The following is a 23,352-nucleotide window of genomic DNA, read 5'->3' as shown; positions in this document are numbered from 1 at the left end:
AGATTGGTCAGTTTTAACTTGTATAACTATACCCGTCGGTGAAAAATTGGGTCCCAATGTCACTGAAGCAACGGCCAAACGTGCTGTTGATAGTTCTCGACACAGCACGTGCGCGCACGGTGCTCCCGGGTCTCGAATCCGGACTGATGCCGACGCTGTCACGTATTGCGAGTGACGGAACGACATTCACCGATGCGACGGCCACTGCACCGTGGACTCTCCCTTCTCATGCCGGGATGTTCACCGGAAAGTACACGTCATCACACGGCGTCCACGCCGGAAACCACATCTTTGACCCGGACTCCGAGCCGCTCGCATCCCGAATCTCCAACGCAGGCTACCGAACGGCGGGCATCTCTGGAAACGTCTGGATAAGTCCGGAGTTCGGCTTCGATGCCGGCTTCGACGAGTTCTCGATGAAGTGGGACCTTTTCTGGGATGCCCCCGAGCTTTCGAGCGTCATCAGCAACCGGAACACGACGGCGACCGGCGACACAATTCTGGATGTGTTTCGGGGGCAGGGCCCGGTCGACCTCCTCAAAGGCACGCTTACTACCGGCTACGCGAAGTTCCTCGCGGAACGTCACGATGATGGGGCACACCACACTACCTCACGAACGGTCGAATGGTTGGAACAGAACGGCACGGAGGACGACCCGTTCTTCTATTTCCTGAACTACGTTGAACCACACCTTCCGTACGAACCGCCCGCGCCCTTTCTCGACGAGTACCTGCCTGACGGTGCCGACCCGTCACGCGTTTCGGACCTCAACCAGGACCCCTGGCAGTACGTCGCCGGCGACCAGGAGCTGACCGATGCGGACGTAGAAATATTCAAAGGCCTGTACGAGGCAGAGCTGGCGTATCTTGATACGCAACTCGAACGGCTCTACGATACACTTGCTGAACAGTGTATTCTCGACGAGACCGCCATCATTCTGGTCGGAGACCACGGGGAGAACATTGGCGAACACGGGCTGATGGACCACCAGTACTGCCTCTACGAGACACTGATTCACGTCCCTCTCGTCATACGATACCCGGAACTGTTTGACGAAGAGGAGGTTTCTGGACCCGTCGAACTCCGGGATCTGTATCCGACCGTTACAGACCTCGCGGGCGCTGAGCAGCCGGCCGATACGGACGTTTCGACACACAGTTTGGTTCCCCGGGACGGCACCGTTCCCGTACGGGACAGAGCAATCGCCGAGTATCTCGTCCCGCAGCCGTCGATGGATTCGCTCCGAGAGGCAGTGGAGTCGTTTGATGAGGCTGCGACGCGGTTCGATCGCCCGCTTCGAGCGATTAAAACAACCGACTGGAAATTCATCGAAGCACCGGACGACACTGAACTGTACGACCGCGATGACGACCCTACCGAACGGATTGACGTCGCATCGATACATCCGGACATCTGTGAGCTCCTCGGGACAGACCTCCGAGACGAACTCGGTCGCCTCGCTCGCGGAACGTCGGACAGCAATACCATCAGCGCGAATAAAAAAGAGCGCCTCGAAGACTTGGGGTACCTACAGTGACACTCGCCCGATTTATCATCCGCATAATAGAAGACTCACAATTACGCCGGACTACGACCTGGCAGCGGACGACACACTCGACCGAGTCTCCTGACACATCAGAAAACATACAACAGATATGAACGAGCCACCCGTCAGCGTTGTCCTCCCGACGTACGACCGCCCAGAAATCCTCCGAAACGCCGTCAAGAGCGTTCAGGAGCAGACGTACCGTCACATCGAACTTGTCGTCGTTGACGACCACTCACCGACCCCGGCGGCGGACACGCTCAGTCCGCTCTCGTTCGACGAACTGACCGTCGAGATAATCAGACACGAGGAAAACAGGGGCGCAAACGAGGCCCGAAACACCGGAATACGTGAATCGACGGGCGAGTACATCGCTTTCCTCGACGATGATGACGACTGGGCCCCGTCAAAAATTGAAAAGCAAGTGGCGGTGTTCCGCGAGGCCAGCCCGGAGGTCGGTGTCGTCTACACGGGTTCCGAGTACGTGTACGACGATTACGTTCGAACGGTCGTCTTCTCGCTGGAAGGTGACGTCACCGAAGAGATGCTCCGCGGTCGCTCCCTCGGCGAATTCACCACCCTAATGGTACGCCGGGATGTCGCTATGGCCGCTGGGCTCCCCGATACAGACTTTCCGAGTTGGCAGGACCGCGACTGGCTCCTGCGACTGTCCTGTCACTGCAAGTTCAAAACCGTCCCCGAGGCTCTCACCACTCGGCGTCGCAAGACCGGAGAAGACAGCATCAGCGATAACTTCGAGGAGAAGCGCGACATCTCGTACCCACTGTTTATCGAGAAACACAGGGACCTCGCCGCGGAGTACGGGTGGCGATGTGAGCGGGCGTTCATGGCCGCGACGACCGAATCACTTGGACAGGAGGCACTGAAAAACGGATACTACGCCGATGCGAAAAAATACTTCCTCAAAGCGCTCCGATACCATCCCCTCGATAGATCACGGCTCGTGTACGCTCTGGTCGCATATGGCGGGAAGTACACCTACGGGGCGGCACACACGCTAGCCAGTCTGCTCCACCGGGTCAGAACGGATACCATCCACAAGTAGGAACTGACTAGTAATACCGCCGGTCGGCTCGCTACAGTTGCAATCGTGGCTTGAACTCACCCCCTCGCGCGCACCGTCTGTACAATTGTTTAATAACTCTCTTACTTTGATTCCGATAGCCTTGGGGACAGATACTATGAACTTGGATGTCGAAAACGTCCTCATTTACGTCGACGACGCTGTTAGATACGATGCGATTGCGGACACGCTGTCTGATTTCGGGCCGACGCACAAGACCATCGCAGCGTCGACTCATACCCCGACGTCGTTTGGGAGTCTGCTGACTGGACTATTACCGCCGCGGAGCGGAATCCACAGTTTCAAACACACAGTCCCCCCTGACGTGCGGTCTGTCTTCGATATCGAGACATACGAGACGTCGATGGGGTCTGAGGGAGGGATGAACGACGGCATCGCAGACATCTTCGGCTCTCCGGCACGGACGACTATCGAGGAAGCGAGGCCGCCATTCGTCCACGTTGTCCGCCGTCCCGGTGGACATGCGCCGTACAATGGGTTCGAGTGGGAGCAGTACGAGTACGCGGACGAGACTGCCGCCGAATATTTCGACAGGATTTCGAATCAACCAGAACAAGCACGAATCGATTACGAGCGGGGCGTGGAGCGCTCGTTCGAGGAATTCCAGCGCGTCCTCGGTGTCCTGAAAGAGCGCGGGCTCGCCGACGACACGTTAGTGGTCTACACGAGCGACCACGGTGAACTCCTCGGCGAGTACGGGTTTTTCGGACACACACACGCTGCCACGCCCGAAGTCGTCTACGTGCCGACGACGTTCATCCATCCCGAGCTCGAACCTGGACAGGTCGACGGTCTCTTCCACCACGTCGACTTGGTGCCGACCGTCGCCGACGCGATGGCACAAGACGTCGACATCGGAGAAACAGACGGGGTTATTGAGGGCGCCGACCGCAAAACCGGATACAATCACCTCCGGCACATCCGGTACGGGACCCTTGCCGACCCGCTCGAACGTCTGCTCCAGATGACCGGCGGATTCGAGCGGACCATCCAGAGTCTCTGGGATGCGAACGGTGGTCACGTTTTCGTCGACGGGTCACACGTCACTGCCTCGCTCATTTACCTCGTCCTGTTGCTACAGAAGCCGTTCGGGAAGCAAGTCCGATACGGGAACCGCGTCCTCGAATCGTACAAGATGTTCACGCCCGGACACGCGTCGTACGGGCTCCCCGGGTTCGACAAGTCCGAGGCCCAGTCGAAAATCGACTTGATTCTCGAAGGCGAGACCGCCGGCAACGAACACGACATAGATGCAGCCACTGCGGAGCATCTCGAAGAGATGGGATATCTATAACGGGGACAGCGTTTCGGTAGCCATATTATAATTTTCACAGGGGGAGTCTTGCACACAGATATTGTGGCCGATAACACAGCGAACCACGCGTACAACCGACCGCCTCGGGGTGCACAAGATTGGGACGTACTGCTCAACGAGAACTTTTCGCGTATAGACGGCGACGTCGAGATTCGGGATACGGAGGAGAACCGCAGTCAGTACACACCGAAGACCGGTGCGAAGTACCTCGCGACGGATACCGGACAGGTCTATCTCGGCGACGGGAACGAGTGGCAGCGACGAGCCTCCGTCAACGTCGTCCGGAACGGTTTCACCCGGACGGCCGACGGAACAGTGATTGCTCCACCGGGCGAACTCCAAGCGGCAATCGATGCGACCGCGACGAACTCCAACTTCGGTCAGCAACCCACACAGACTATCAGTCTCGTTTCCGGACGAACGTATGAAATATCCGATACAATTACGCTCAAATCCGGTGTCCGGCTGGAGTGCAACGGCGCTAGAATCGTCCCCTCCGGCGATTTCAATGTTTTTGAGCTTCACCGTGAGACACAGCTAGTCCGCCCCCACATCGACACGCGAAACATGGACTGGCAGTCGATTCAAGTCCTCATCGGTACCAAGGAGTCCGACAAGCTAGAACCGTCAAACCGAGCCTGGGTACAGGACGCCTATTTGCTCGGTGAGCCGGGACGGGGCACTGGCTTGCAGTTTCGCGGACAGGACGGACCGTGTTCAATGCAAGCAGCCAGCGGTATACTCAATGGATTCGACACCGCACTGGAGTTCTACGCGGCGGGCGGCGACACCAGCGGCCAGGGCGACTGGTCGAACGGCAACCACTTCGAGGGCACTATTCGGAACTACCGTGTCGCGATTAGCATGCGATCGGAAGGTGCAGCGGTCAGCGGGAACACGGTCAGGGCGCAAGTACAGGCAAACAGCAAGCGGAGCGAATGGCTCCTGTGGATGGCGGATGACCCCCGAAGCGAACGGGAAAGCGAGAACTACCTGATGAAGGGCAACACCCTCTTCGTGTATCCGTGGGACGTCAACAACTACAGCGCGAACAACCCCTACAGCTCTGATGCGGACCGACGGGCTCCGATATGGTATCTCGGGCGAGGGACCCGCTACGGGAACTCCATATACGATTTCAGTGGCCTGCTGGGAAACGAGTTCATCGTGAACAACTCCGACAACCCCGACCGAAACGGGATCTTCACCGCACACGGCGGAGAGGTCACTGGAACGGCACAGCTCCGGTTCAACCCCGCATACGACCGAAACGATAGTCGAAGATGGCACCCGGAGTCCGAGAACAGCTGAAACCAGGGCCTTCTGGACAGCAGTCGCTACGAGTTACGTGATTCGTGGTGCCAGTTACGGCTGTCATTGCGCTGGTAGTTCGGCGGCTGGCTCCACTCCGTAGTCCCCGTCACATGCCCACCGTGGCCGGTGAGAATACCGTTCCTGTCAGGGGTGTCAGCGTTGTTGACGATGTACTGGTTGCCCATCAGGCCACCGAAATCGTACAGCGAATTCGCGTACTGCTTGCCCTTTCCGATGTACCACACCGGAGGCTTGCGGTCACTGCTATCGTAGTACGGGTTCTTTTCGTAATTGATGTTGTCCCAGGATTTCACCAGCATGGCGTTCCCCTTCTTGACGTAGGAGGAGTCTCCGCGCTGAGAGCTGGAGCGGGGGTCGTCTTCCATGTACCAGAGCCACTTACTGACTCGCGGGTTCGGCTGCGCCTGCAGACGGAAGGAGTTACCAGTGACGGCCGCGCCTTCCGACCGCATCGAGACCCCGATTTCGTAGTTTCGGATGAGCCCCTCGAAGTGGTTGCCGTTCGACCAGTCGCCCTGGCCGCTGGTGTCGCCGCCCGCCGCGTACAGGTCTATCGCACGCTTGAACCCGTTGATAGTTCCGGTCGCCCACTGCATCGAGCAGGGGCCACCGCTTCCGCCGCGGAACTGGAGGCCCGTTCCGGCGCCCTTGTCGCCCATGAGGTAGGCGTCTCGGACCCAGGCCCGGTTCGCGGCCTCGAGTTTTGCAGCGTCGTCGGCACCGACGACGATTTGGGTCGAACTCCAGCCTTGGTTCCGGGAGTCGATATGTGGCTCTATGAGCTGGCTCTCCCGGTACATCTCAATGACGTCGAAGTCGCCGGAGGGAACGATTCTGGCGCCGTTGCACTCCAGTCGGACGCCGCGCCGTATTTTAATTGTGTCCGAAACGGTGTAGTTCTCACCCGAAACCAACCGGACGGTCTGGGTCGGCCGCTTGCCCCATTCGGCTCCGTTCGAAGCGTCGTCGATCGCGGACTGGAGGTCGCCGGGCGACGCGATTATCGTCCCGTCGTCGGCGGTCTTCGACCCCGTAGACGAGGGTGTAATGTCCCCAATTGGGTTCCACATGTCACCGTCTCCGAGATACACTGTCCCCGTATCCGTCGCGAGGAACTTCGCACCGGCGTTGGGCGCATACTGGTCCATGTTGGATTCGGCGTCCCGGTGTTCGACGTGGTTGTCGAGCTTCTTGAAGTTCTCGTTGAGCGGTACGTGCCAATCTAGCGTGCCCTCCGCGGGCGTGTTGTATCGTTCTGACATTGTTTTACTGGGTACCCCCGTACCCACCCATCCCATAGCCTTCGCTGCCGAGGTCGTCGGTCGCGGTCTCGGTCTCCGTCGGTGTCGGCGTCGCCGTTTCAGTCGGTGTGGCCGTCTCGGTCTCCGTCGGCGTCGCGGTTTCGGTCTCCGTTTTGGCCGCGTCCCGGAACTCGAACCAGTTGAAGTCGATACCGGAACCGACCGCCTTGACCTGGATGACGTGTTCGCCACCGGAATCGACCGTCACATCCGGAAGCGTCGCCGTCTCCCAGGTAGTCCAGTCGCCCGTGTTCGGGACAGCCACCGTGCCGACCCGGTCGCCGTCGATCGACACCCGCAGTTGCCTGTCGTCACGGGTCGTCGCCACCCGGACGTCGATGATGTAGGTTCCGGTCGGCACCTCCACGGTGTATTCGAGCCACTCGCCGTCCTCGAAGTAGCCGACGTTGTACTCCCCGGAGACGTCCTGCGTCTGCCGGATGTCAACGTCGGAGTCGCGGTAGTCGAGGTCGTACTCGCTCCCGGCGGTGGTGTCGTGGTACGCCACGCCCTCGCCCCCGAGGTCGTAGTTCTGGGCCTGCACCCGACCCGGCAGAACCGGGACGCCATCGAACGGCTGGTTGCCGGCGACGACGAACTCGGCCCAGTTGAAGTCGATGCCGGAGCCGACGGCCTCGACCCGGAGAACCTGCTGCCCGTCGGCGTCGATGTTTACGTCCTCCAGGGTCGCGGTTGTCCACGCCGTCCAGTCGCCCGTGTTCGGGACGTCGAGTGTTCCGAGCGTCTGCTCGCCGAGCGTGAACCGGAGCTTTCTGTCGTCCCGGGTCGTCGCCACGCGGACCTTGATGTCGTACTGGCCCGGCGAGACGTCGGCGGAGTATTCGAGCCACTCACCGTCCTCGAAGTAGCCGACGTTGTACTCCCCGGTGCTGTCTTGGGTTTCCCGGATGTCGACGTCGGTGTCGCGGTACCCGGTATCGTACTCGTTGCCGGCCGTCGTGTCGGAGTACGCGATGCCCTCCCCACCCGTGTCGTAGTTCTGGGCCTGGATACGGCCGGGAATCGTGGCGGGCGTCCCGTTGTAGGGGTCTTGCCCATCGACTCTCTCAAACTCGACCCAGTTGAACTCCACGCCGGAATCCAGCGCCTCGACCCGCAGCGTCGATTGCTGTTCGGTCGTTATTTCGATGTCCTCTACTGTGACGGTCTCCCACGAGGTCCAGTCGCCCGTCTTGGGAATGGTGATGGTCGCGAGGGCCCGGTCGCCAAGGAACAGTTCGAGTTGGCCGTCCGAGAGCGCCGACGCGACTCGCAGGCTGATATCGTACGTCCCCGGCGAGACAGTGGTCGTGTATTCGAGCCACTCTCCGGCCTGGAAGTAGCCGACGTTGTACTTCCCGGACTCGTCTCCCGTCGGTCGGATGTCCACGTCGGTGTCCCGGTTGGCGGACCCGTAGATGTTCCCGTCGGACGTGTCGTGATACGCCTCGCCTTCGCCGCCGATGTCGAAGTTCTGGGCCTGGATACGGCCCGGAATCGACCGGACTGTTCCCTCGTACGGAGACTGGGACTGCGTCGTGTTGCCGGTCGAGAGGGTCAGCGAGTAATCGCCACCGCTCCGACCGATGTCCATGACTTGCAGGTAATATGTCGCACTGGTAGAGAGCGATTCCGGGAGATACACGGGGGCCGCCGAACTCGCGTACGCCTGCGACACCAGTTCGCCGTCGGGGTTGAACACCCCAAGGGCAGCGGGCCCCGTGCCGGGGCCGGGTGTAAACTTGACCGTCACGTCCTCGGTGTCGGGCCGAAACGTGAAGAGGTCGGACGAGCTCGGAGACAGCGTCCTCGAGAGCGGAGACCCGACGTTGAGGCTGCTGACCGACTTCGCCATGCTGGCGTCTCCGGCCACATCCGAAACATCGACCGCGGCGAGCTGGGACGTCACTGCTGGCTCGCCGCCGTAGCCGAACTGTGCCGTCGAACTGACTGTGGTAGGACCACCTTTACCGGTACATCCCGCCAGGGACGCGGTGGCAATGCCTGCTAATTTCAGGCATGTGCGTCGGTCTACGACGGTCGTGTCCGTCGGCCTCCTGCCCTCCCGCGACACCTCCTCACTGTCGTGCGAGCGATTCTGTTCTTCGTTGGTCACACTCCGGTAATCTCTATTTACTATTTTATTCGTTGTTGCGGGTTGGGTGGCTTTTGAACTACTTGCCATCCCATTCAATATATCTTGCCATCCCATTCAATGTATCTTGCGTACCAGTACTGGAAGGAAATTACAAACGAAAATGACAGCCAAACTATCGAACGTCTGCCGATATTGCCGAATAGGTGCAGAAGTAGGAAGGAATTAACAGTAAGATATGGCAGAGTGCCCCGCTGGCAAATCCAGTTCCTGACTTGCTTACCGGGCCTCAGCCGCGTGGTTCCGGTCCGGCGACGACGCGACCTGTATTCCGAGTCAGTTCACGTAGCCGAGATGCTCGAGTCGCTTGCGGGCAGTCGCTCTATCCTGGTCGGTCGTGTCGGAACCAGCGGGATTCTCAGCGGTGATTTCCGGGCGCTCGCCGCGCTCGTATGTCAACCACGGAACCGTGACCAGTCCGTCGGCGTACACCCCGCCCGGGTGTCCGTACTCCCGTATCGGCACGGGGAAACTCCGCTCACCGATGACCTGCCCGTGGTCCGCGGTGACGACTGTCTTTCCCGAGAACTCATCGAAGAGCCGTTCGACCTCGGGCAACACCACGTCGAGATTCTCCTTGAACGCACGCTCGACGATCTCGTCGGAGACGTCCAGTTCCCCGCTGAGGAGCTTGTACCACTCGAAATTGAGCCTGTCCAATTCGAAGTGTTCCTGTCCGGTCGGCCCGAGGAACGGGTAGTGCGGTTGGAGGTAGTGGACCAGCAGTCGCTTGTTGGGGTACCGCTCTTTCGCCTGTATCGCGGCTTCGGTCATCGTTTCTGGGAGGACCGTCCGGTACTCCTTGTCCCATCCGTCCTCCCTCCACACGTCGACGACGTCGTGAAACCGCGTCTCTACCTTGTCTCGATGCCTGTGCAACATCGGGCTTCCCGTTACGTACACCGTATCGAGGAACTCGCGCCCGTGAAAGTTCGCTCTGAGGAACTCCTTCGTGTCCGACGCCCTCGATTCCACCGACTCGAGTTTCCCGGGAAGCGAACTCTGCTCCTCGAACATGTCGTAGCGACACGCATCCAAAATGAGGAGGTGGTCCCAGTCCTTGGCAAAGACGTCGATGCCGTCACGGTTGTACGGCCACGTCCGTAGTCGGCGATAGTAAAGGCGGTTGACCTCTTGGAAAATCTTGTGTGGTTCATCGAGGCCGTGTTTCAACGACTCCAGCGTGTACATCTCTACTGGTGGGACCGCTGTCGGACGTATTGTTATACCGTCTAAAACCGGCTCACTTTGCTACCGTAATTCCGGTCCCACTACCAATCCGAATGCGATAGGCCGCCCCCAACCCGCCCTCGCCGTGCAGTGTCCGCGACCCGGAGGCGACGCCGCACGCTCCTGTCATTCCCCGGTCGGGTCGTCGATGCCGACCCGACACCGACGCTGCAGGGACTCCCTATCGCTTGCGAGACAGGACAGCGAGATGATGGTGTCACCGTTGAGGAGAGATGTCTGAAACGAAATGTGGTCACCCACCGCGGTCCCGCTGTAGAGCGCCCTCGATGTCCGGTAATCCACCGTTCCGGTCCGACTGAACAGATCGAGACTGCTGCTGTGGTGGTTGACTGTGACGTGGAATTGTATAGCATCGTACGTTTCTCGAAGCGAAGTTGCATCCGCTGGCGATATCTCCTCCGGTGACTGTCCAAGCAGCCCCTTGTGCTCGGACGAAACAGTTGTCTCGTCATCGTCAACGACGACAATCTCAGTAGTCTCCCCTCCGGCGATGCCGACGAACCGCTTTTGAACTATCTCACCTTGATTGACGAGCAGCAACCGATCTAACCAACGCGTACCCTGTAAAAACGGGAGGACGCCAGCAAGCACTGTTCGTCGCTTCATCGCCCTTTCCTCTTCTGTTCGCCGGGTCGATTGATCTGGATTGTCTGTCTCATTTTGATCACGCTAACGCATCGAATATTGATTCGAGGTTCTGCTTGACTTCCCAATTGAAACTAAACATGAGAGCCAGAGCCAGAGCCACATAGACTCCGATACCTACGACAATTAACAGAATAAACTCCAATACTGGCGCATTAAGAGTCACCGTTTGATAGACGTAGGTCACTGCGGCTGCCATCCCAAGACTTGCCACCAGTGGATACGAAACCTCTCTGAGGACCCGAACCGGAGACGTTCCGACAGTCCGGGCAATAAGGTAGGTGTCTATCGGCATCATCGGGAAGATATAGATGCCCGTAATGACGGCTGCGGTACCCTCGATTCCATACATCATCGTGGTCGGGTAGATGAATATCGCAATAAGGGTCACGCGTACAGCGGAGAGCTTGGCGATATAGTCAGGTCGCCCGACCGCCTTCCAGACCGGTCCCATCGTTGCACCCATTGAACGCAATAGCCCATAGATAGCCAGCAACTGCATTACTGGTATCATCGGCTGCCATTCAGGGGTAAAAAACGCCTCGACGAACGCGGGTGCGACTGCTGCGATACCCATCGCTGCTGGGAATGAAGCCAATGTGGTCATTCTAAGCGTCTGGAAGTATCCGGACCGCAGCTTCTCGATATCATTCTGTACTTTCGAATACGCCGAAAACGTCACACTTGAGATTGTCTGTGTGATTTCGGTCGCTGGCGCGTTTGAAAGCCGGTAGGCGAGTTGGTAAAACCCCAGTGCACTTGCCATGAGCGCCCAGCCGACAAACGCATCATCCCCTCTACTGTACAGGAAATATAGGATCGAGTTGGCCGTAACCCATTTGCCGAAACTGTAACGTTTCTTTGCAACATCAAGGTCAAACGAAGGCCATGGCCGGTACCCGTCTGCGATATATGAGACGAGAAACCGGGCGGCGTCGCCGGCGATGAATCCGATTGCCAGTGCATAGACGGTTGGCTCATACAGAGCTATGCCTACGGTGACGACGAAGTATGCCACCGCGCCGCTAACTCTGTAGACGAACTCTTTGTGGAAATCTAGACTCTTCTGGAAATAGACGACAGCAGGGTTTCGTAACCCGACAATAAACGGCGAAAGGGCGATGACTCGAAACAGATCGGTCGCCGCAGGTTCGTTGAACAACGATGCAATAAATGGGGCCCCAAGGAACAGGATCACGGCGATTACTGTCCCCCTGGCTGTCTCGATTGTCCAGGCCGTGTTGAGTTCGTCGTCGACGTTGTCCTCCTCGGCCTGTATCAGAGCGGACTTGATGCCCAACTCGGAGAACTTTTTGAGTGAGGAGAGTGTTAACAGCGCTATCCCCATCAACCCGAATGCACGCGGGGACAACAGTGAAGCAACGATGACTAGCAATAGCAACTCTAGCCCCCGTTCAGTGACGTTCATTATGCCAACCCAAACGCCACTCTTCACAGCCTGCTCCATAACATCATCACTGGCCGGGAGCAGCCGCTTTATCAGTCGTTTCAGTTTATCTAGCATTGTCGCTTAAACTCTCTGCCACGTATGTGATGAGCCAGATCATCAGGCCGATTGACCGACACCAGTTCGTTCTTCCGACTCAATACTCTGTATTGCTGTGCCTGCATAGGCTCTCCGTTGCTACATACTTTGGATACCATCTGTTTGTTATGGGTGGGGTAACCGTGACGCAGCCGAACTATCAGGGTGTATCCCGACACCTCTTCTCAGTGTCCAACTGTTTGAGTGGACTGGGATTTACTGTTTGTCAGCAGTGAGTACCTGTCCGCTTTCGACCATCGATTCCAGCGGGTTGTCATCAATTTCCAGCGGGAAATCGACTCGTCCGCACCGCCGGGCGGACTCCCAGCACCCGAATATAAGCTCCGTTGCCTGCAGTGCGTTGTCAGCTGAGAGTTCAGGTTCACGGCCTGTGGCAAGTGCGTCGACGGTGTCCGCTATGGCACGGTCAATATAGCTTTCAGGCCTCGCGTTTTCTACAGTGGCTCCCGGTATGCGAGCGCTGATCTTCTGCTTTGCAGCGTCGAATATTGTCTCGTTGGGACCATGCACGTCCTCTCCATCAGTGTCGAGTGGTGTCCAGCTGTTGCCAGTCCGGACCCGTAGCGGAACCTCGCCACCGATTTCTATCATTCCGTCTGAGCCCAGCAGCCGCATATGACAGTCGACAATACCACCGTCACCTGTCGATGCAAGCCCATTGACACCGTTCGTATACCGCCATTGTGCGATGGCCTGATTCTCGTTGTGGGCCCCAAACTGCACGTTTTCCTCGCTGTATTCGATCCCAGCCATCACCCATTTCGACATCGCTTGGTCAGTGAAGTACCCACAGAGGTCAAACAGGTGCGACCCGTAATCAAATAGATTTTTTCCACCGAGTTCGATTCGCTCTAACGAGCCTATTTTTCCGTTTTCAAGCAGCGACTTGGCTTTCCGGAACGGCTTTCCGAACCGCCGTTGATGATTAAACGTAAGCTGGATACCAGCCCGCTTACAGGCCGATGCCATTTTTTGACAGTCCTCCCATCTCGTTGCCATCGGCTTTTCGCAATGGATGGCGTCCATTACCCCACTCTCAGCACACGTCATCACGACAGGTGCGTGGATGTGGGGCGGCACGCAGACGCTGACAATGTCGGGCTTGACAGCATCGAGCATTTTCTCAGTGTCCGTGTAGACGTTCCCATCCGGGAGATTCCATCGTTCGCCGAAGTTCTCTGCATTCTCCGGGACGACGTCAGCACAGGCGGTGAGTTTACACGAATCTAGCCGTTTGTACGCGCCTGCGTGTCTGTATGCCATTGCGAACCCGTCGGTATCCGGGTCGTCCGGATCTGCACCGGTCCCAATGACTGCGACAGTGTAAGTCATCGATGGAAGGTGGGATAGTAGCCTCAATAGTAGTAACCTCGTACTGATTTACTCAGGCAGTCCCCACCGACTGCCTGCTCTCTCAATCCTACCGTGACAATCTATCCGAAACTTCGGTATCATTCTACCAGAGAAAGGTATAAGCGCCATCTCGTCTGGTTTTAGCACACGAACGGTGTATTATATGACTCTTAACCACTCCGATTCTGGTGAATTCCAAGCAGGACAACCGGATGTCCAACTAACTACCAATTCACCCGTGGACTGACCACAGTCGATGCTTGGCTGAATATACGAAGCCCGGCAAAACCAATTGAGATTTAATTTTGGGATGTCTTCATATCTACCGTCGGTGAGTTCGTACCCAAATCACAAGGAGCTCAATAGGTGGGATATGCTGCAGCATGATTGACGGTATGGCCTGTTTACTAAAACGGTCTCCGTCATTGGATTCCTGGTAACGATGGACCAAAATAGTCGCCGACAAAGCGTAGCTACGGTCGTGAGGAGGACTATCTCACTGTACTGATGTCTTCAGATGAAAAGACCAAGGAAATGCAGCCGGAGCAGGCGACTCGACGGACTATTCTGGCCCTCGTTGCGACTGGACTCTCGTTTGGTGCTGCAGTGCTGATGAAGCGGGAGATGCTGTATCGTGGGTACGGTGAGGATGGCTATGGTGAACAGGGCTTCGGCGAGTAACTAGTACTGAATCTCTGCCAACTTTCTCTAACGAAAGAGTTGTGACCAGCAGCTGCTAGCTTGTCTAAATTCGGAGCACCGAAGCAACACAGAGTAACGTTATCCTGATCGTTCTGGAGATTGTGAAGGTCGATCAATATCCGGTACCCCGCCCCTGCCTTCTTCGTGGTGGGTGTGATCGAGGAATCCTCGAAGACGCCCAGCTGTCTTTGCAACAGTACTACCCGCTTCTATCATGGTCGCTACTGGGGTTATTCTGACGTAATTCAGCGGGTCAAATGCCTCACAGAAAATGTTCTTGAGCTGATCCGCTCGTGAGACGTTACACTTTGACCAGTAGTACGGACTCTTCGTTTCGAGTTTATACTGTTTCTTCCAGTAGTCGGTAATAGATGACGCGTATGGATGGTCGACAACGAGTTCGGGATCGTATCGAATATCAAACTCGCTTCTGACTCGCCTGGCGAGTTCTTTTTCTTCGTGACCCCACCCCATTTCTTCGTCCCACCCACCGACGGTCTTGAACACGTCTCTATGGACGCCCATATTACACCCCCAGAAGTGATCGACGTAGCAAGGGTCGGCCCCCCAGTCGTAATGGGCGGTGAAATGGCGGGCAAACACATCATCTACCGGGTGGATGGTTCGACCGGCGTACGCCGCCTCTGTTTCGAGGACATCGTTGGCTTTTTCAAGATATCCTGGCTGGGGTCGAGAATCGTCATCGAGAAACACTATCTTGTCGCTTGAAGATTGTCTGATCCCCTCATTACGGGCTCTGGTCACCGGGCTCTTATCACATACGATAACCTCAAAGTCATCGAACGTCTGGTCTTCGAGGCACTGTATCGCTTCAATCTCATCTCGCGGCTTCAATGTCGCGATGACAACGCTGACCGATACCATGTAATTCCTTCTATCAACTTGCTCTTGCCTCGAAGATATTAGTATATCCCACCTGTCATTAGTAGGCAAGGCATTCACCCGTCTGGCCTACGTCGCCATGGCTGCAATGACTGCCTGCACCCACGATACAACTGCGTAAATGAACACCACAAACCCACCCATGGAAACCCAGCGTAGTCGCCTGTGATTTTTCGGTCGGACGCCATCTGGTTTGCTGAGCTCGACTGCAAAGAGAAAGCCTGCGTAGCTGAGCAGGTAATACAACAACAGGTTCCAACGACCGATAAATATCATTCCCCCCAACGCTAACAATAGCCAGACGACAAAAACCCCCACAAACTGTCGGGCCCATCCAGCGCACATAGCCAAGTCAATACACGTCTTCCTGTTTTGTTATGCTACTACTAGAGCGTACTATCGGACGATAATCTGAATGGTGCTTGCAATGACAGTCACCGTATCGGCAACTGTCGACACACAATGTTCCAACCGGGAGCCCCGTCAATGAGCCACAGGAAGATTGCTACCGATAGGAGCAGTACTTCGAAAACAATTGCACAAATAGCGCTGGGATTCGCCATTGACTCACGGCCACTAAACAAGGAAGATGGGGGGCAACGGGGCAGAAACCTATGCCTGGGGATGACTCAGATATGATTGTTCCACATACCCATTCTGTGGTAAGGTAATGTGTATCCAATGTTGAGAGCGCTATGTAGCTAGCTGACAGGTACTTTCATAGCCACATCAGTTATCATCCGTACTGATGGATCTATCGAGAGATGTTCCCACCACCAGAGGCTAGGGTGGCCGTTTCTTCTGCAAGACGCTGCTCTGCAGCATTCCTGTCTTCAGGATATCCAACGTCGACACGCCACCCATTGAGACGAACGGCGTCGATTGTTCTTCCGCTGTCCATCAGTAAATCAATGGCATCGCTGAGTTCGTACTCGCCGCGATCAGAGGGCTGAACAAGGCTACAAGCTTTGAATATTGCCGGCGAAAACGTGTAAAAGCCGGTCATGACCAGATTAGATGGCGGATCGTCCGGCTTCTCTACGACATCCGTTATTTCACCGTATTTATTGGTCACGCAAACGCCATATCTAGACGCTTCGTTTTTCGGAACCTCCTCTACCAGAAACGCGCAGTCGACGCGTTGTTCCTGTTGTCGTTGCACGACTGTGTCGAGGTTCCCCCGAAACACATTGTCTCCCAGCATCAACATAAAATCGTTTTCAATTTTCGGCTCGGCCTGTAACAAGGCGTGCGCTAGCCCAGCAGGCTCCTCCTGATGGACGTATGTTACCGGGACACCATCGTACGAGCTACCGTAATAGTCGATAATCTGCTGTTGACGATATCCGACGACGATAACAAACTCATCTGCATCAAGTGAAACAAGTTCGTCAAGGCAATGAGTCAGAAGCGGCTTTCCGTCTACCTCAACTAACGCTTTCGGGAGGTCATCAGTCAGTGGCTGAAGTCGTGTTCCCTTCCCGGCTGCGAGAACTACTGCTTTCATCACTCACACGCTTTCCCAGATGCCACATTGTAATACTGCTACTAATCGGAACCTGCCATCGGTAGGCGAACCGCACATTCTTTCGGCTAGTCACGCTGTTCAGCTATCGGCGTAGATCTCGAAGTGAATCCGAGTGAATAACAATGAACTCTTCTTCACCGAGTTGCGACTCATGCTCCGGCAAAAATATCAACTGTGAATCAGTCGAGGATTTGACAACGGTGAGTTCCTCCATCTCGTAGCCTAGGTCTGATTCCCAGTCTGGGTCCGTCGCTACTTCTTCCCACTCCTCTGAGGTCATCATTCAGCTGCCACTCCATTCAAACATCCTGACCTTGACAGACTCAACCACCTGTATGTAAACCACGAATTCTGACCCCGCCCCCAAAGCCCTAATCTCAGATTAAGACGATGTTTAAACTTCCTCTCTACTGCGCTGACATTGAGCATATCTCGGAAAGGAGTAATTACTATATTAAAGATTGCGCCCCTATACACAGCACTTCTTTGCCATTTACAATTCATTTACTTACCAACTCATTCTATGAATTTGTGCCTATCAAAATCTCTGAAAACAGACTAATTCCTGATGGTAGGGTTAAATTACTTTAATATTCGATAGGACTTCACTGGACAATGACATTGTTTTACGATGTATATGAGAAATGAACGCTGAGCGAAGCCACAGATTCACCATCGGAGCAGGATGAATCAAATACCTTCAGGCACATTTGCATCAATACCATCCTGTATCTGCGGCTCCCCGTCTACGATCCTATACTTACTTCTTGGATCGTTACGCCCGAAGCTCGAAACCGATGGAGCCCTCTCAAATGCCATTACGAACCTTAGCCCTCCTCGACATCTGAGCTATATGATCAGCTACCACCGTTCCACGTCCGTCTGGGGCGGTAAGCTCCGCCATGCCAGAATAACACGACTATAACAATACACCCCTGCGGTTTAGACACTGATGGAGAGGGCAGTTACCCGACACCCACAACACCGGCCCAATCCTTACCACCCCCCTCAGGGACGCTCGTGCCCTGTATAGTCGCTGTCGACTCGGATCGCTCTCTCCACTTTGACAGTGAGCCGGAGCGGCTTCGGTCACACCGTTCTTTCCGGCTCATTCCGGTCTCGACTTTTTAACTATGACAACTGGATTCTAACCCTTTGCTAATGATTCACTGATTCTCCTGACTAACTGTTGAGATACTGCTGACCCTTCTCGAGTTAAATTGTGTGATGGGAAAGCCTAGATGTCCAGTAGACACTGTACCAGAAGTCATGACCGAGAAACGGGCATTATGATATCATTCAGATATTCACCTAGAAGTTGGCTATAGGAGTGCTTATCGAGTAGCTATAATCATCGAAATTCTGGGAGTTTATAACAAATATATGATGGCTCGACACCAGTATCCCTCAGCACATGGATAACTAGCAAGTGTCCAGAAGAAGCCGACTACCTCATATATGAACTCAATTACTAAACTGTAACAGTTAGACGTAGCGGTGTATGCCGGAACATATCTCCGACAGCGAAATGGAACGGATTTCGGAATTCGCGAGCACTCCGATGTACAAACGGTCGCCCGACCAGTTACTGCCGGATGGTGCGGCCGACGACGAAGAATAACACACCCCTGGGGGGTGTTTCTCAGTCAGCATACAATCCCACTCACGGCTCACCGATATCAAAGGACTTGTTGTTTTTCCCTCGCCGTCTGGAGACCCCGTGAGTAATAGAAAGCACGAGAAACGAACTTATGACGACTAGTCCGATAACTAATGGACTAATCGCACCGAGTGGAGGCACACCGACGATTGCTGCTATGAGTAAAACGGCGTTCAACAGGGCCACAGCGCCATAGTACTGATACCATTTTGACTCGTTATCGCCATTGCTGATGAATGGTTCAACTTCTGGAGCATCCTCTCGAAGAGCTATTTCACCCGTATCAGCGTCATAGGTTATTAGCCCTGCCTCTTGGAGCTTCGGAGCATGAGTCTGATACAGCGAGACGTACACCCGCTTTCGCGCCTGTGAAGAGAGTTCTTCGACGGTTGTATCGTTTTCCCACGCAGCCAGCTCCTCAGCTAAATCGGTTAGCTGGACTGGCTCTATTTGCTGGCGTAGATAGTACAGTGTATATCGACGCCTAGAGCTGCTGAGGATATCGAACATTTGGTCGCGTGAGAGCTCTGGTTCTTCCTCTACCATCGGTGCACTCATGACCTCGGTTGCTGCGTTGGTTTATGTTCAGGCCGCGAGAGCGACATATATACACGAAACCCGGGGTACCGTTTTGTTACACCCCCGTTACCCTCTAATTCCCGAGTAAGAAATAGCTACTTGAATGGCGTACTGGGCTTTTGTCTTTCACCGACGGGTCACAGTCGGTATCTAATCCCTGTGTTTATGATGTGGAAGTATTGACAGCACTACACGAATCCCTCACAACAGCAGAGAATAAATAAAAATAGATATGCAGGCGAAAGCGCAGTACGGTGAGTTATTGTCCGATCCAATATAAGTCGCGGTATCACACTACTAAACTCTGGGTCTACTTCTACTAGTATATGTACAAACATCAGCACTACGCTATCGGATTCTAATGAGGATAGACGGAAACTACGTAGTGTCCTATTAATAATATATCGTGGTTATACGATATTGGCTCTGTCAGTTGATTTACCAAGTCACCGAGTGGGGATTTGGCGAGGCCAGTCTGAAAGCACAGCCGCACCTGTGATAGTAATCTCAAGAATAGTCTGGCCAAACCTCTGTGAAATCTGGAGTAGTTCAGTCCGTAATAGGATATATCGCCGACTATCGAGCTAAGAGCGTGACTGCTCAATATTCTTTTTCAAATTCGGATATCCTCTTCTGCGGCTACTGTACTGCTCTCCTGCTCGTCTTGCTGGCGTGCTCTCTTGCCGGAGGCTCATCATCATTTCCTCAATTAAGAACTAGTAGGAAGTTGATAGCCGATTACGTGGGCGTGATCTCGATTGTCTCGCTGTCTCGAATCCGAATGGTGTACCCACTGTATGTGAAACTGATCTGAATGTCGTCGGTGGACTGCCCTGCGACAAGTGTGTCGAGGGCATCCGGGTCGATTTGATTATACAGCGGCGGGAGACTAGTTTCCGTTACGGATTCTTTAGCTGCTATAGCGGTAACAATCGCTTCACTCGGTGATTCGTACTGGTTTGCCCAAAAGACCGTTTCTGTCTCGTTCCACTCCAAACTCATTGTCCTTTGTATGAACCACTCCCGTATCAGGATATACTCTATCAGACTAGCAAACTCAGATAACAGGCGCTATCTATCTAGATGCTGTGCCGTTCTCTCTTCGCCAAACAACTCCTCAAGTAGTTTCCGGACAGCTACCCGAAGGTGGTGGCTGAACGTCGGCTGTGATATATCGAGCGTATCAGCGATTTCCTGACCGGTCTTGTCCCGGGGAGATTGATAGAATCCGCTATAAAAGGCTGCAAGCAGGACCTCAAACTGCCGAGGGGTTAGCTGTGCTGTCAGTTCTGAGTAGAATGACTCGCGGGTTTGGACACTACGTTCCCGCTTGTGACGGCTGACGAGTTCGATGTCCGGACATGAACGCCGTAACTCAGCAATGAGTTGGCGAATATCGACAGTCTGTGGAACCTCAATCTGAATCTTTAGCGTCTTCCCATCAGACTGGATCAACTGCGGGGCTCCTCCTTGCTCGGCGACTGTCAGTGCGAGTTGTGTACCCGAGACTGTCGCTTCGAACAAACTCGTATCTTCTGTGTCGGTTAGACACTCTATTCGCTCAATCCGAGGGAGGGTATCCAAGCACGCTTGTAGATCTTCTGAGGGAGCATCAGTGCTGAAAAACACGATACAGCTGGCATCTCCCTGTGGGACGATCCCCTCGAATGATATCTCTGCATCGACGACGCCCGCGATCCGATGGAGGATATCATCGGATTCGGTTGCTTCCAGTTGAAGCTCGACAGCCCGATCCGCGACGAGCCCTTGCTTCGTCTCAATACTGTTAATGGCGTATCCAACCGTCTCACTCACTTCCTCGAGTACTGACTGTGTCGGCAGATCGAAAACGTTCGGCGCTTTCGCGTACACAGTCAGGATCCCATATGAGAGCTGCTGATAGCTGAGTGGAATACTGACGACTGATTGGAACCCGCGTTCCAGTAGCCGCCGCTGCCACCCCTTCCCTCTGAGCCCGTCCGCGATGTTGTTGTTCAGCGTCTGCTCGTTCGTCCGGGCTGTCTGGACTGCTGGTGGAGGCGGTGTTTCATTCGAGGGTGTGCGGGATTCTTCCAGAAAGCCACGGTCGGTTCCTGCCCACGTCCGTGGCGTGACACGGTCAGTATCGGATTCGTATTCACCGATCCAGGCAAACGAACAGATGTCGGACGCGACTAACTGGTCACACACTGCCTGCTCTATCTCTGAGCGACTGTCTGCCCTGAGCACTCGCTCGTGAATTTTCTGACTCAGCTCTGTCAACCGGTTCATCTGCTCAAGCTGCACCGTCTGTTGCTCCAGATCGCGTTGCCTATCTTCGAGTTCCGTCTCGTAGTTCAGCCTGTCGAACGCCGTTCGAATAGTCGCCCCGAGGAGTTCGGTAATTCGACGAGTCTGGGTATCGAACTCGCCGCCGATTGTGTCGCCCGCTCGAAGTACCCCATGGTCACCCAGCGGGACAAAGACGGCTTTTCCATCAGTCGTCGTGCTCTCGCCCGATTCCGAGGCCGAGTTCTCGTCGCAGATTATAGTTTCCTCGGTAAAGAAGGCCGAACTTACGAAGCTATCACCGTCTGCTGGGATAGCCTGGTGTTCCTCGGTCTCCGTCGTCGAAAGCGGGCGAAAAGTGTTCGTCTCGCTGTCGAACGCGTACAGCACAACCTCAGGGAGACCGATGATATCACGGGTCCGCGAGACAACAATTTGCGCGGCTTCCTCCTCTGAAGTCACGCCCAAGAGGTCTGTTGCGGTTTCGTACAGCTGTGTAAAGCCCATCTCAGCCCGCTGTGTCTGTAATTCGTTTCCGATCCACTTGCTCAGCAGGTCCACGAGCGTTACGTCCCAGTCCGAAAACCCGGTCCCGCTCGTCCCGGACCCGTAGAAACAGAGCGTCCCATAGATACTCCCACCCACAGTGAGTGGCGTGCCGAGATACCGATCGACTTCGTCATCCCATATGTGGTCTCGACTATCGTCGCCGCAGCCGGCAGCAACGTCAGTCATCACGACAGTCTCCCCGTCTTTGATAGCTTTCGCGCAGGGGGTTTCCGACAACGGAATCGTTCCGCCTGAAAAAATCGTTTCCTCTGGTGTCTGGAGCACCTCGAAATCGTATTCCATTCCATTTATATGAGAAAGTGTTGCGTACTCGGTTCCAAGCACGCTGCGGCCGACTTGCATGAGGTCCGCTATCTGTTCTTGTAGCGCCCCGTCCCGTGCTGTGAACACTTCGGTAATCGTCCGCAGGACTTCCTCCCGCATTTCGAGTTCGGCACGTGTTGCAGTTGAATGGAGCCCATCGGCGACAATCTCAGCAAGCTCTGTCAGTACTGTCTGCTCCGCCTCGTCAAACGCGAAGGGTGTGTCTGCGTATATCGAAATCACGCTCTGCACTGATCCTGTGTACTGGATCGGGAGAACGATCATCGACCGGAACCCGTACTCCGATGCGAGTTCCTGCCATGGCTGGACAGACGAACCAGTCCTGATATCAGACGCCACCTGCTGTTCGCCGGTTTCGATTGCGTGGCCGAACGGTCCGTCATCGAACACTGAGCGGTCATAGCGAGAGAGCATCGCTTCGACGTATTCGAGTGCGTCGCCACCGCCAGCGGTGGGAACGACGTCGCCTGACTCGTTTTTTTCACCGATCCAGGCAAACTGGTAGGCATCCGAACTGGTCAGGATGTCACAGACAGCCGCTTTGATCTCGTCGGCTGTTGACGCCCTCAGCACCTGGCGGTTTATCTCTCGGAAGAGGGAATTGATCCGCGATAACCGCGCTGTTTCCCGTCGGAATCGGTACGATTCGACTGCGTTCTCGATTCTGTTTGTGAGTACTGCGTACTGTTCCGGCCCACCACCTTTGACGAAATAGTCGGTGACGCCGGCCGAAACCGCTTCGCTGGCGAGTTTCTCGCTCCCCTGGCCTGTCAACAGGATGAACGGGAGGTCTCCGTTAGACCGTCGTACCGTCTCTACGAATTCAATCCCGTCAGCCTCGGGCATCTCGTAGTCACTGACGATACAGTCGATCGACTCGGAATCGAAGTAGCTGAGGGCATCATCGACGCTTGCGGCCTCAATTACCTCGATACGGTCGTTCTCGTGTTCCAGCAGTTCTGCCGTGGTCTGCCGGAACTCCCCGTAGTCATCGACTAACAGCACCTTGATTTTCGGGGCTTCCGTCCCACTATCCGTTGGTGCCGGTCCGGTTTCACCGGCCAACTTCCGCATACTATACTACTTACGCGACAGCCCGTATAAACGTTTGACTTGGTTGCAACGCAGCCATTGTTCTGCCTCTGCTAGTCACTGTCTCCCTTGAGAAACTCGGTCCCACCCAAATCAGCAGGTAGTTCATACTCTTACAAGCATACAAATACTACGCTCTCCGAACCAATGGT

The 23,352-nt window shown here is 55.2% G+C and carries 17 protein-coding genes; 5 read left to right on the top strand and 12 right to left on the bottom strand.

Annotation, left to right across the window (positions count from 1 at the left end; translation table 11 throughout):
• Positions 1 to 56: 56 nt before the first annotated feature.
• From G9C82_RS14510 to G9C82_RS14495, 4 genes are all read left to right on the top strand, one after another.
• On the top strand, positions 57 to 1,538 hold the full coding sequence (locus G9C82_RS14510; protein WP_127014489.1) for a sulfatase-like hydrolase/transferase: 1,482 nt from the start codon (positions 57 to 59) through the stop codon (positions 1,536 to 1,538).
• 118 nt (positions 1,539 to 1,656) lie between these two features.
• The gene (locus tag G9C82_RS14505; protein WP_004965554.1) at positions 1,657 to 2,613 is read left to right on the top strand and encodes a glycosyltransferase family 2 protein; all 957 of its coding nucleotides are present in this window, start codon (positions 1,657 to 1,659) and stop codon (positions 2,611 to 2,613) included.
• 136 nt (positions 2,614 to 2,749) lie between these two features.
• Positions 2,750 to 3,946, top strand: a complete 1,197-nt coding sequence (locus G9C82_RS14500) for a sulfatase-like hydrolase/transferase (protein WP_007190654.1) — start codon at positions 2,750 to 2,752, stop codon at positions 3,944 to 3,946.
• 63 nt (positions 3,947 to 4,009) lie between these two features.
• Positions 4,010 to 5,278: a hypothetical protein gene (locus G9C82_RS14495; RefSeq protein WP_127014488.1), complete on the top strand. Its 1,269-nt coding sequence runs from the start codon at positions 4,010 to 4,012 to the stop codon at positions 5,276 to 5,278.
• Between the two features lie 26 nt (positions 5,279 to 5,304).
• On the opposite strand, the gene G9C82_RS14490 is transcribed toward G9C82_RS14495, so the two are convergent.
• From G9C82_RS14490 to G9C82_RS14465, 6 genes are all read right to left on the bottom strand, one after another.
• Positions 5,305 to 6,564 carry a hypothetical protein gene (locus G9C82_RS14490; RefSeq protein WP_004965548.1) on the bottom strand — a complete coding sequence of 420 codons (1,260 nt, stop codon included), beginning with the start codon at positions 6,562 to 6,564 and terminating at the stop codon, positions 5,305 to 5,307.
• 4 nt (positions 6,565 to 6,568) lie between these two features.
• Positions 6,569 to 8,719 (bottom strand): carbohydrate-binding domain-containing protein, encoded by a 2,151-nt coding sequence (locus tag G9C82_RS14485; protein ID WP_127014487.1) that lies wholly within the window; start codon positions 8,717 to 8,719, stop codon positions 6,569 to 6,571.
• A gap of 315 nt (positions 8,720 to 9,034) precedes the next feature.
• Entirely contained in the window at positions 9,035 to 9,949 is a 915-nt protein-coding gene (locus tag G9C82_RS14480; protein WP_004965544.1) for a hypothetical protein, read from the bottom strand.
• Positions 9,950 to 10,114: 165 nt separating this feature from the next.
• Entirely contained in the window at positions 10,115 to 10,615 is a 501-nt protein-coding gene (locus tag G9C82_RS14475; protein WP_127014486.1) for a hypothetical protein, read from the bottom strand.
• A gap of 58 nt (positions 10,616 to 10,673) precedes the next feature.
• Positions 10,674 to 12,179, bottom strand: coding sequence for a lipopolysaccharide biosynthesis protein (locus tag G9C82_RS14470; protein WP_127014485.1), 1,506 nt, complete (start codon positions 12,177 to 12,179; stop codon positions 10,674 to 10,676).
• A gap of 237 nt (positions 12,180 to 12,416) precedes the next feature.
• On the bottom strand, positions 12,417 to 13,553 hold the full coding sequence (locus G9C82_RS14465) for a Gfo/Idh/MocA family protein (protein WP_127014484.1): 1,137 nt from the start codon (positions 13,551 to 13,553) through the stop codon (positions 12,417 to 12,419).
• A gap of 528 nt (positions 13,554 to 14,081) precedes the next feature.
• Here G9C82_RS14465 and G9C82_RS14460 point away from each other — a divergent pair.
• Positions 14,082 to 14,255 (top strand): hypothetical protein, encoded by a 174-nt coding sequence (locus G9C82_RS14460; RefSeq protein ID WP_007190648.1) that lies wholly within the window; start codon positions 14,082 to 14,084, stop codon positions 14,253 to 14,255.
• Between the two features lie 99 nt (positions 14,256 to 14,354).
• On the opposite strand, the gene G9C82_RS14455 is transcribed toward G9C82_RS14460, so the two are convergent.
• The 6 genes from G9C82_RS14455 to G9C82_RS14430 all read right to left on the bottom strand — a co-directional run bounded on the left by G9C82_RS14455 (position 14,355) and on the right by G9C82_RS14430 (position 23,182).
• Entirely contained in the window at positions 14,355 to 15,161 is an 807-nt protein-coding gene (locus G9C82_RS14455; protein ID WP_004965533.1) for a glycosyltransferase family 2 protein, read from the bottom strand.
• Between the two features lie 772 nt (positions 15,162 to 15,933).
• Positions 15,934 to 16,686 (bottom strand): UTP--glucose-1-phosphate uridylyltransferase AglF, encoded by a 753-nt coding sequence (gene aglF / locus G9C82_RS14450; protein WP_127014483.1) that lies wholly within the window; start codon positions 16,684 to 16,686, stop codon positions 15,934 to 15,936.
• Positions 16,687 to 16,789: 103 nt separating this feature from the next.
• Positions 16,790 to 16,990: a hypothetical protein gene (locus G9C82_RS14445; RefSeq protein WP_004965526.1), complete on the bottom strand. Its 201-nt coding sequence runs from the start codon at positions 16,988 to 16,990 to the stop codon at positions 16,790 to 16,792.
• Between the two features lie 1,380 nt (positions 16,991 to 18,370).
• A complete protein-coding gene (locus G9C82_RS14440; RefSeq protein WP_127014482.1) occupies positions 18,371 to 18,913 on the bottom strand; it encodes a hypothetical protein in 543 nt (180 codons plus the stop codon).
• Positions 18,914 to 19,684: 771 nt separating this feature from the next.
• Positions 19,685 to 19,948 carry a HalOD1 output domain-containing protein gene (locus G9C82_RS14435; protein WP_004965521.1) on the bottom strand — a complete coding sequence of 88 codons (264 nt, stop codon included), beginning with the start codon at positions 19,946 to 19,948 and terminating at the stop codon, positions 19,685 to 19,687.
• Positions 19,949 to 20,017: 69 nt separating this feature from the next.
• A complete protein-coding gene (locus G9C82_RS14430; RefSeq protein WP_127014481.1) occupies positions 20,018 to 23,182 on the bottom strand; it encodes a GAF domain-containing protein in 3,165 nt (1,054 codons plus the stop codon).
• Positions 23,183 to 23,352 lie beyond the last annotated feature (170 nt).

This window comes from Haloarcula sp. R1-2 (assembly GCF_011627385.1).
Taxonomy (GTDB): domain Archaea; phylum Halobacteriota; class Halobacteria; order Halobacteriales; family Haloarculaceae; genus Haloarcula; species Haloarcula marismortui.
The sequence above is the reverse complement of the archived record's forward strand: the minus strand, read 5'-3'. Positions and strand labels throughout refer to the sequence as shown.

Excerpts from the sequence above, each read along its gene's own strand:
- G9C82_RS14510 (WP_127014489.1), top strand. The coding sequence starts at position 57 with ATGTCACTGAAGCAACGGCCAAACGTGCTGTTGATAGTTCTCGACACA.
- G9C82_RS14505 (WP_004965554.1), top strand. The coding sequence starts at position 1,657 with ATGAACGAGCCACCCGTCAGCGTTGTCCTCCCGACGTACGACCGCCCA.
- G9C82_RS14500 (WP_007190654.1), top strand. The coding sequence starts at position 2,750 with ATGAACTTGGATGTCGAAAACGTCCTCATTTACGTCGACGACGCTGTT.
- G9C82_RS14490 (WP_004965548.1), bottom strand. The coding sequence starts at position 6,564 with ATGTCAGAACGATACAACACGCCCGCGGAGGGCACGCTAGATTGGCAC.
- G9C82_RS14480 (WP_004965544.1), bottom strand. The coding sequence starts at position 9,949 with ATGTACACGCTGGAGTCGTTGAAACACGGCCTCGATGAACCACACAAG.
- G9C82_RS14475 (WP_127014486.1), bottom strand. The coding sequence starts at position 10,615 with ATGAAGCGACGAACAGTGCTTGCTGGCGTCCTCCCGTTTTTACAGGGT.
- G9C82_RS14470 (WP_127014485.1), bottom strand. The coding sequence starts at position 12,179 with ATGCTAGATAAACTGAAACGACTGATAAAGCGGCTGCTCCCGGCCAGT.
- G9C82_RS14465 (WP_127014484.1), bottom strand. The coding sequence starts at position 13,553 with ATGACTTACACTGTCGCAGTCATTGGGACCGGTGCAGATCCGGACGAC.
- G9C82_RS14460 (WP_007190648.1), top strand. The coding sequence starts at position 14,082 with ATGTCTTCAGATGAAAAGACCAAGGAAATGCAGCCGGAGCAGGCGACT.
- G9C82_RS14455 (WP_004965533.1), bottom strand. The coding sequence starts at position 15,161 with ATGGTATCGGTCAGCGTTGTCATCGCGACATTGAAGCCGCGAGATGAG.
- aglF (WP_127014483.1), bottom strand. The coding sequence starts at position 16,686 with ATGAAAGCAGTAGTTCTCGCAGCCGGGAAGGGAACACGACTTCAGCCA.
- G9C82_RS14445 (WP_004965526.1), bottom strand. The coding sequence starts at position 16,990 with ATGATGACCTCAGAGGAGTGGGAAGAAGTAGCGACGGACCCAGACTGG.
- G9C82_RS14440 (WP_127014482.1), bottom strand. The coding sequence starts at position 18,913 with ATGGTAGAGGAAGAACCAGAGCTCTCACGCGACCAAATGTTCGATATC.
- G9C82_RS14435 (WP_004965521.1), bottom strand. The coding sequence starts at position 19,948 with ATGAGTTTGGAGTGGAACGAGACAGAAACGGTCTTTTGGGCAAACCAG.
- G9C82_RS14430 (WP_127014481.1), bottom strand. The coding sequence starts at position 23,182 with ATGCGGAAGTTGGCCGGTGAAACCGGACCGGCACCAACGGATAGTGGG.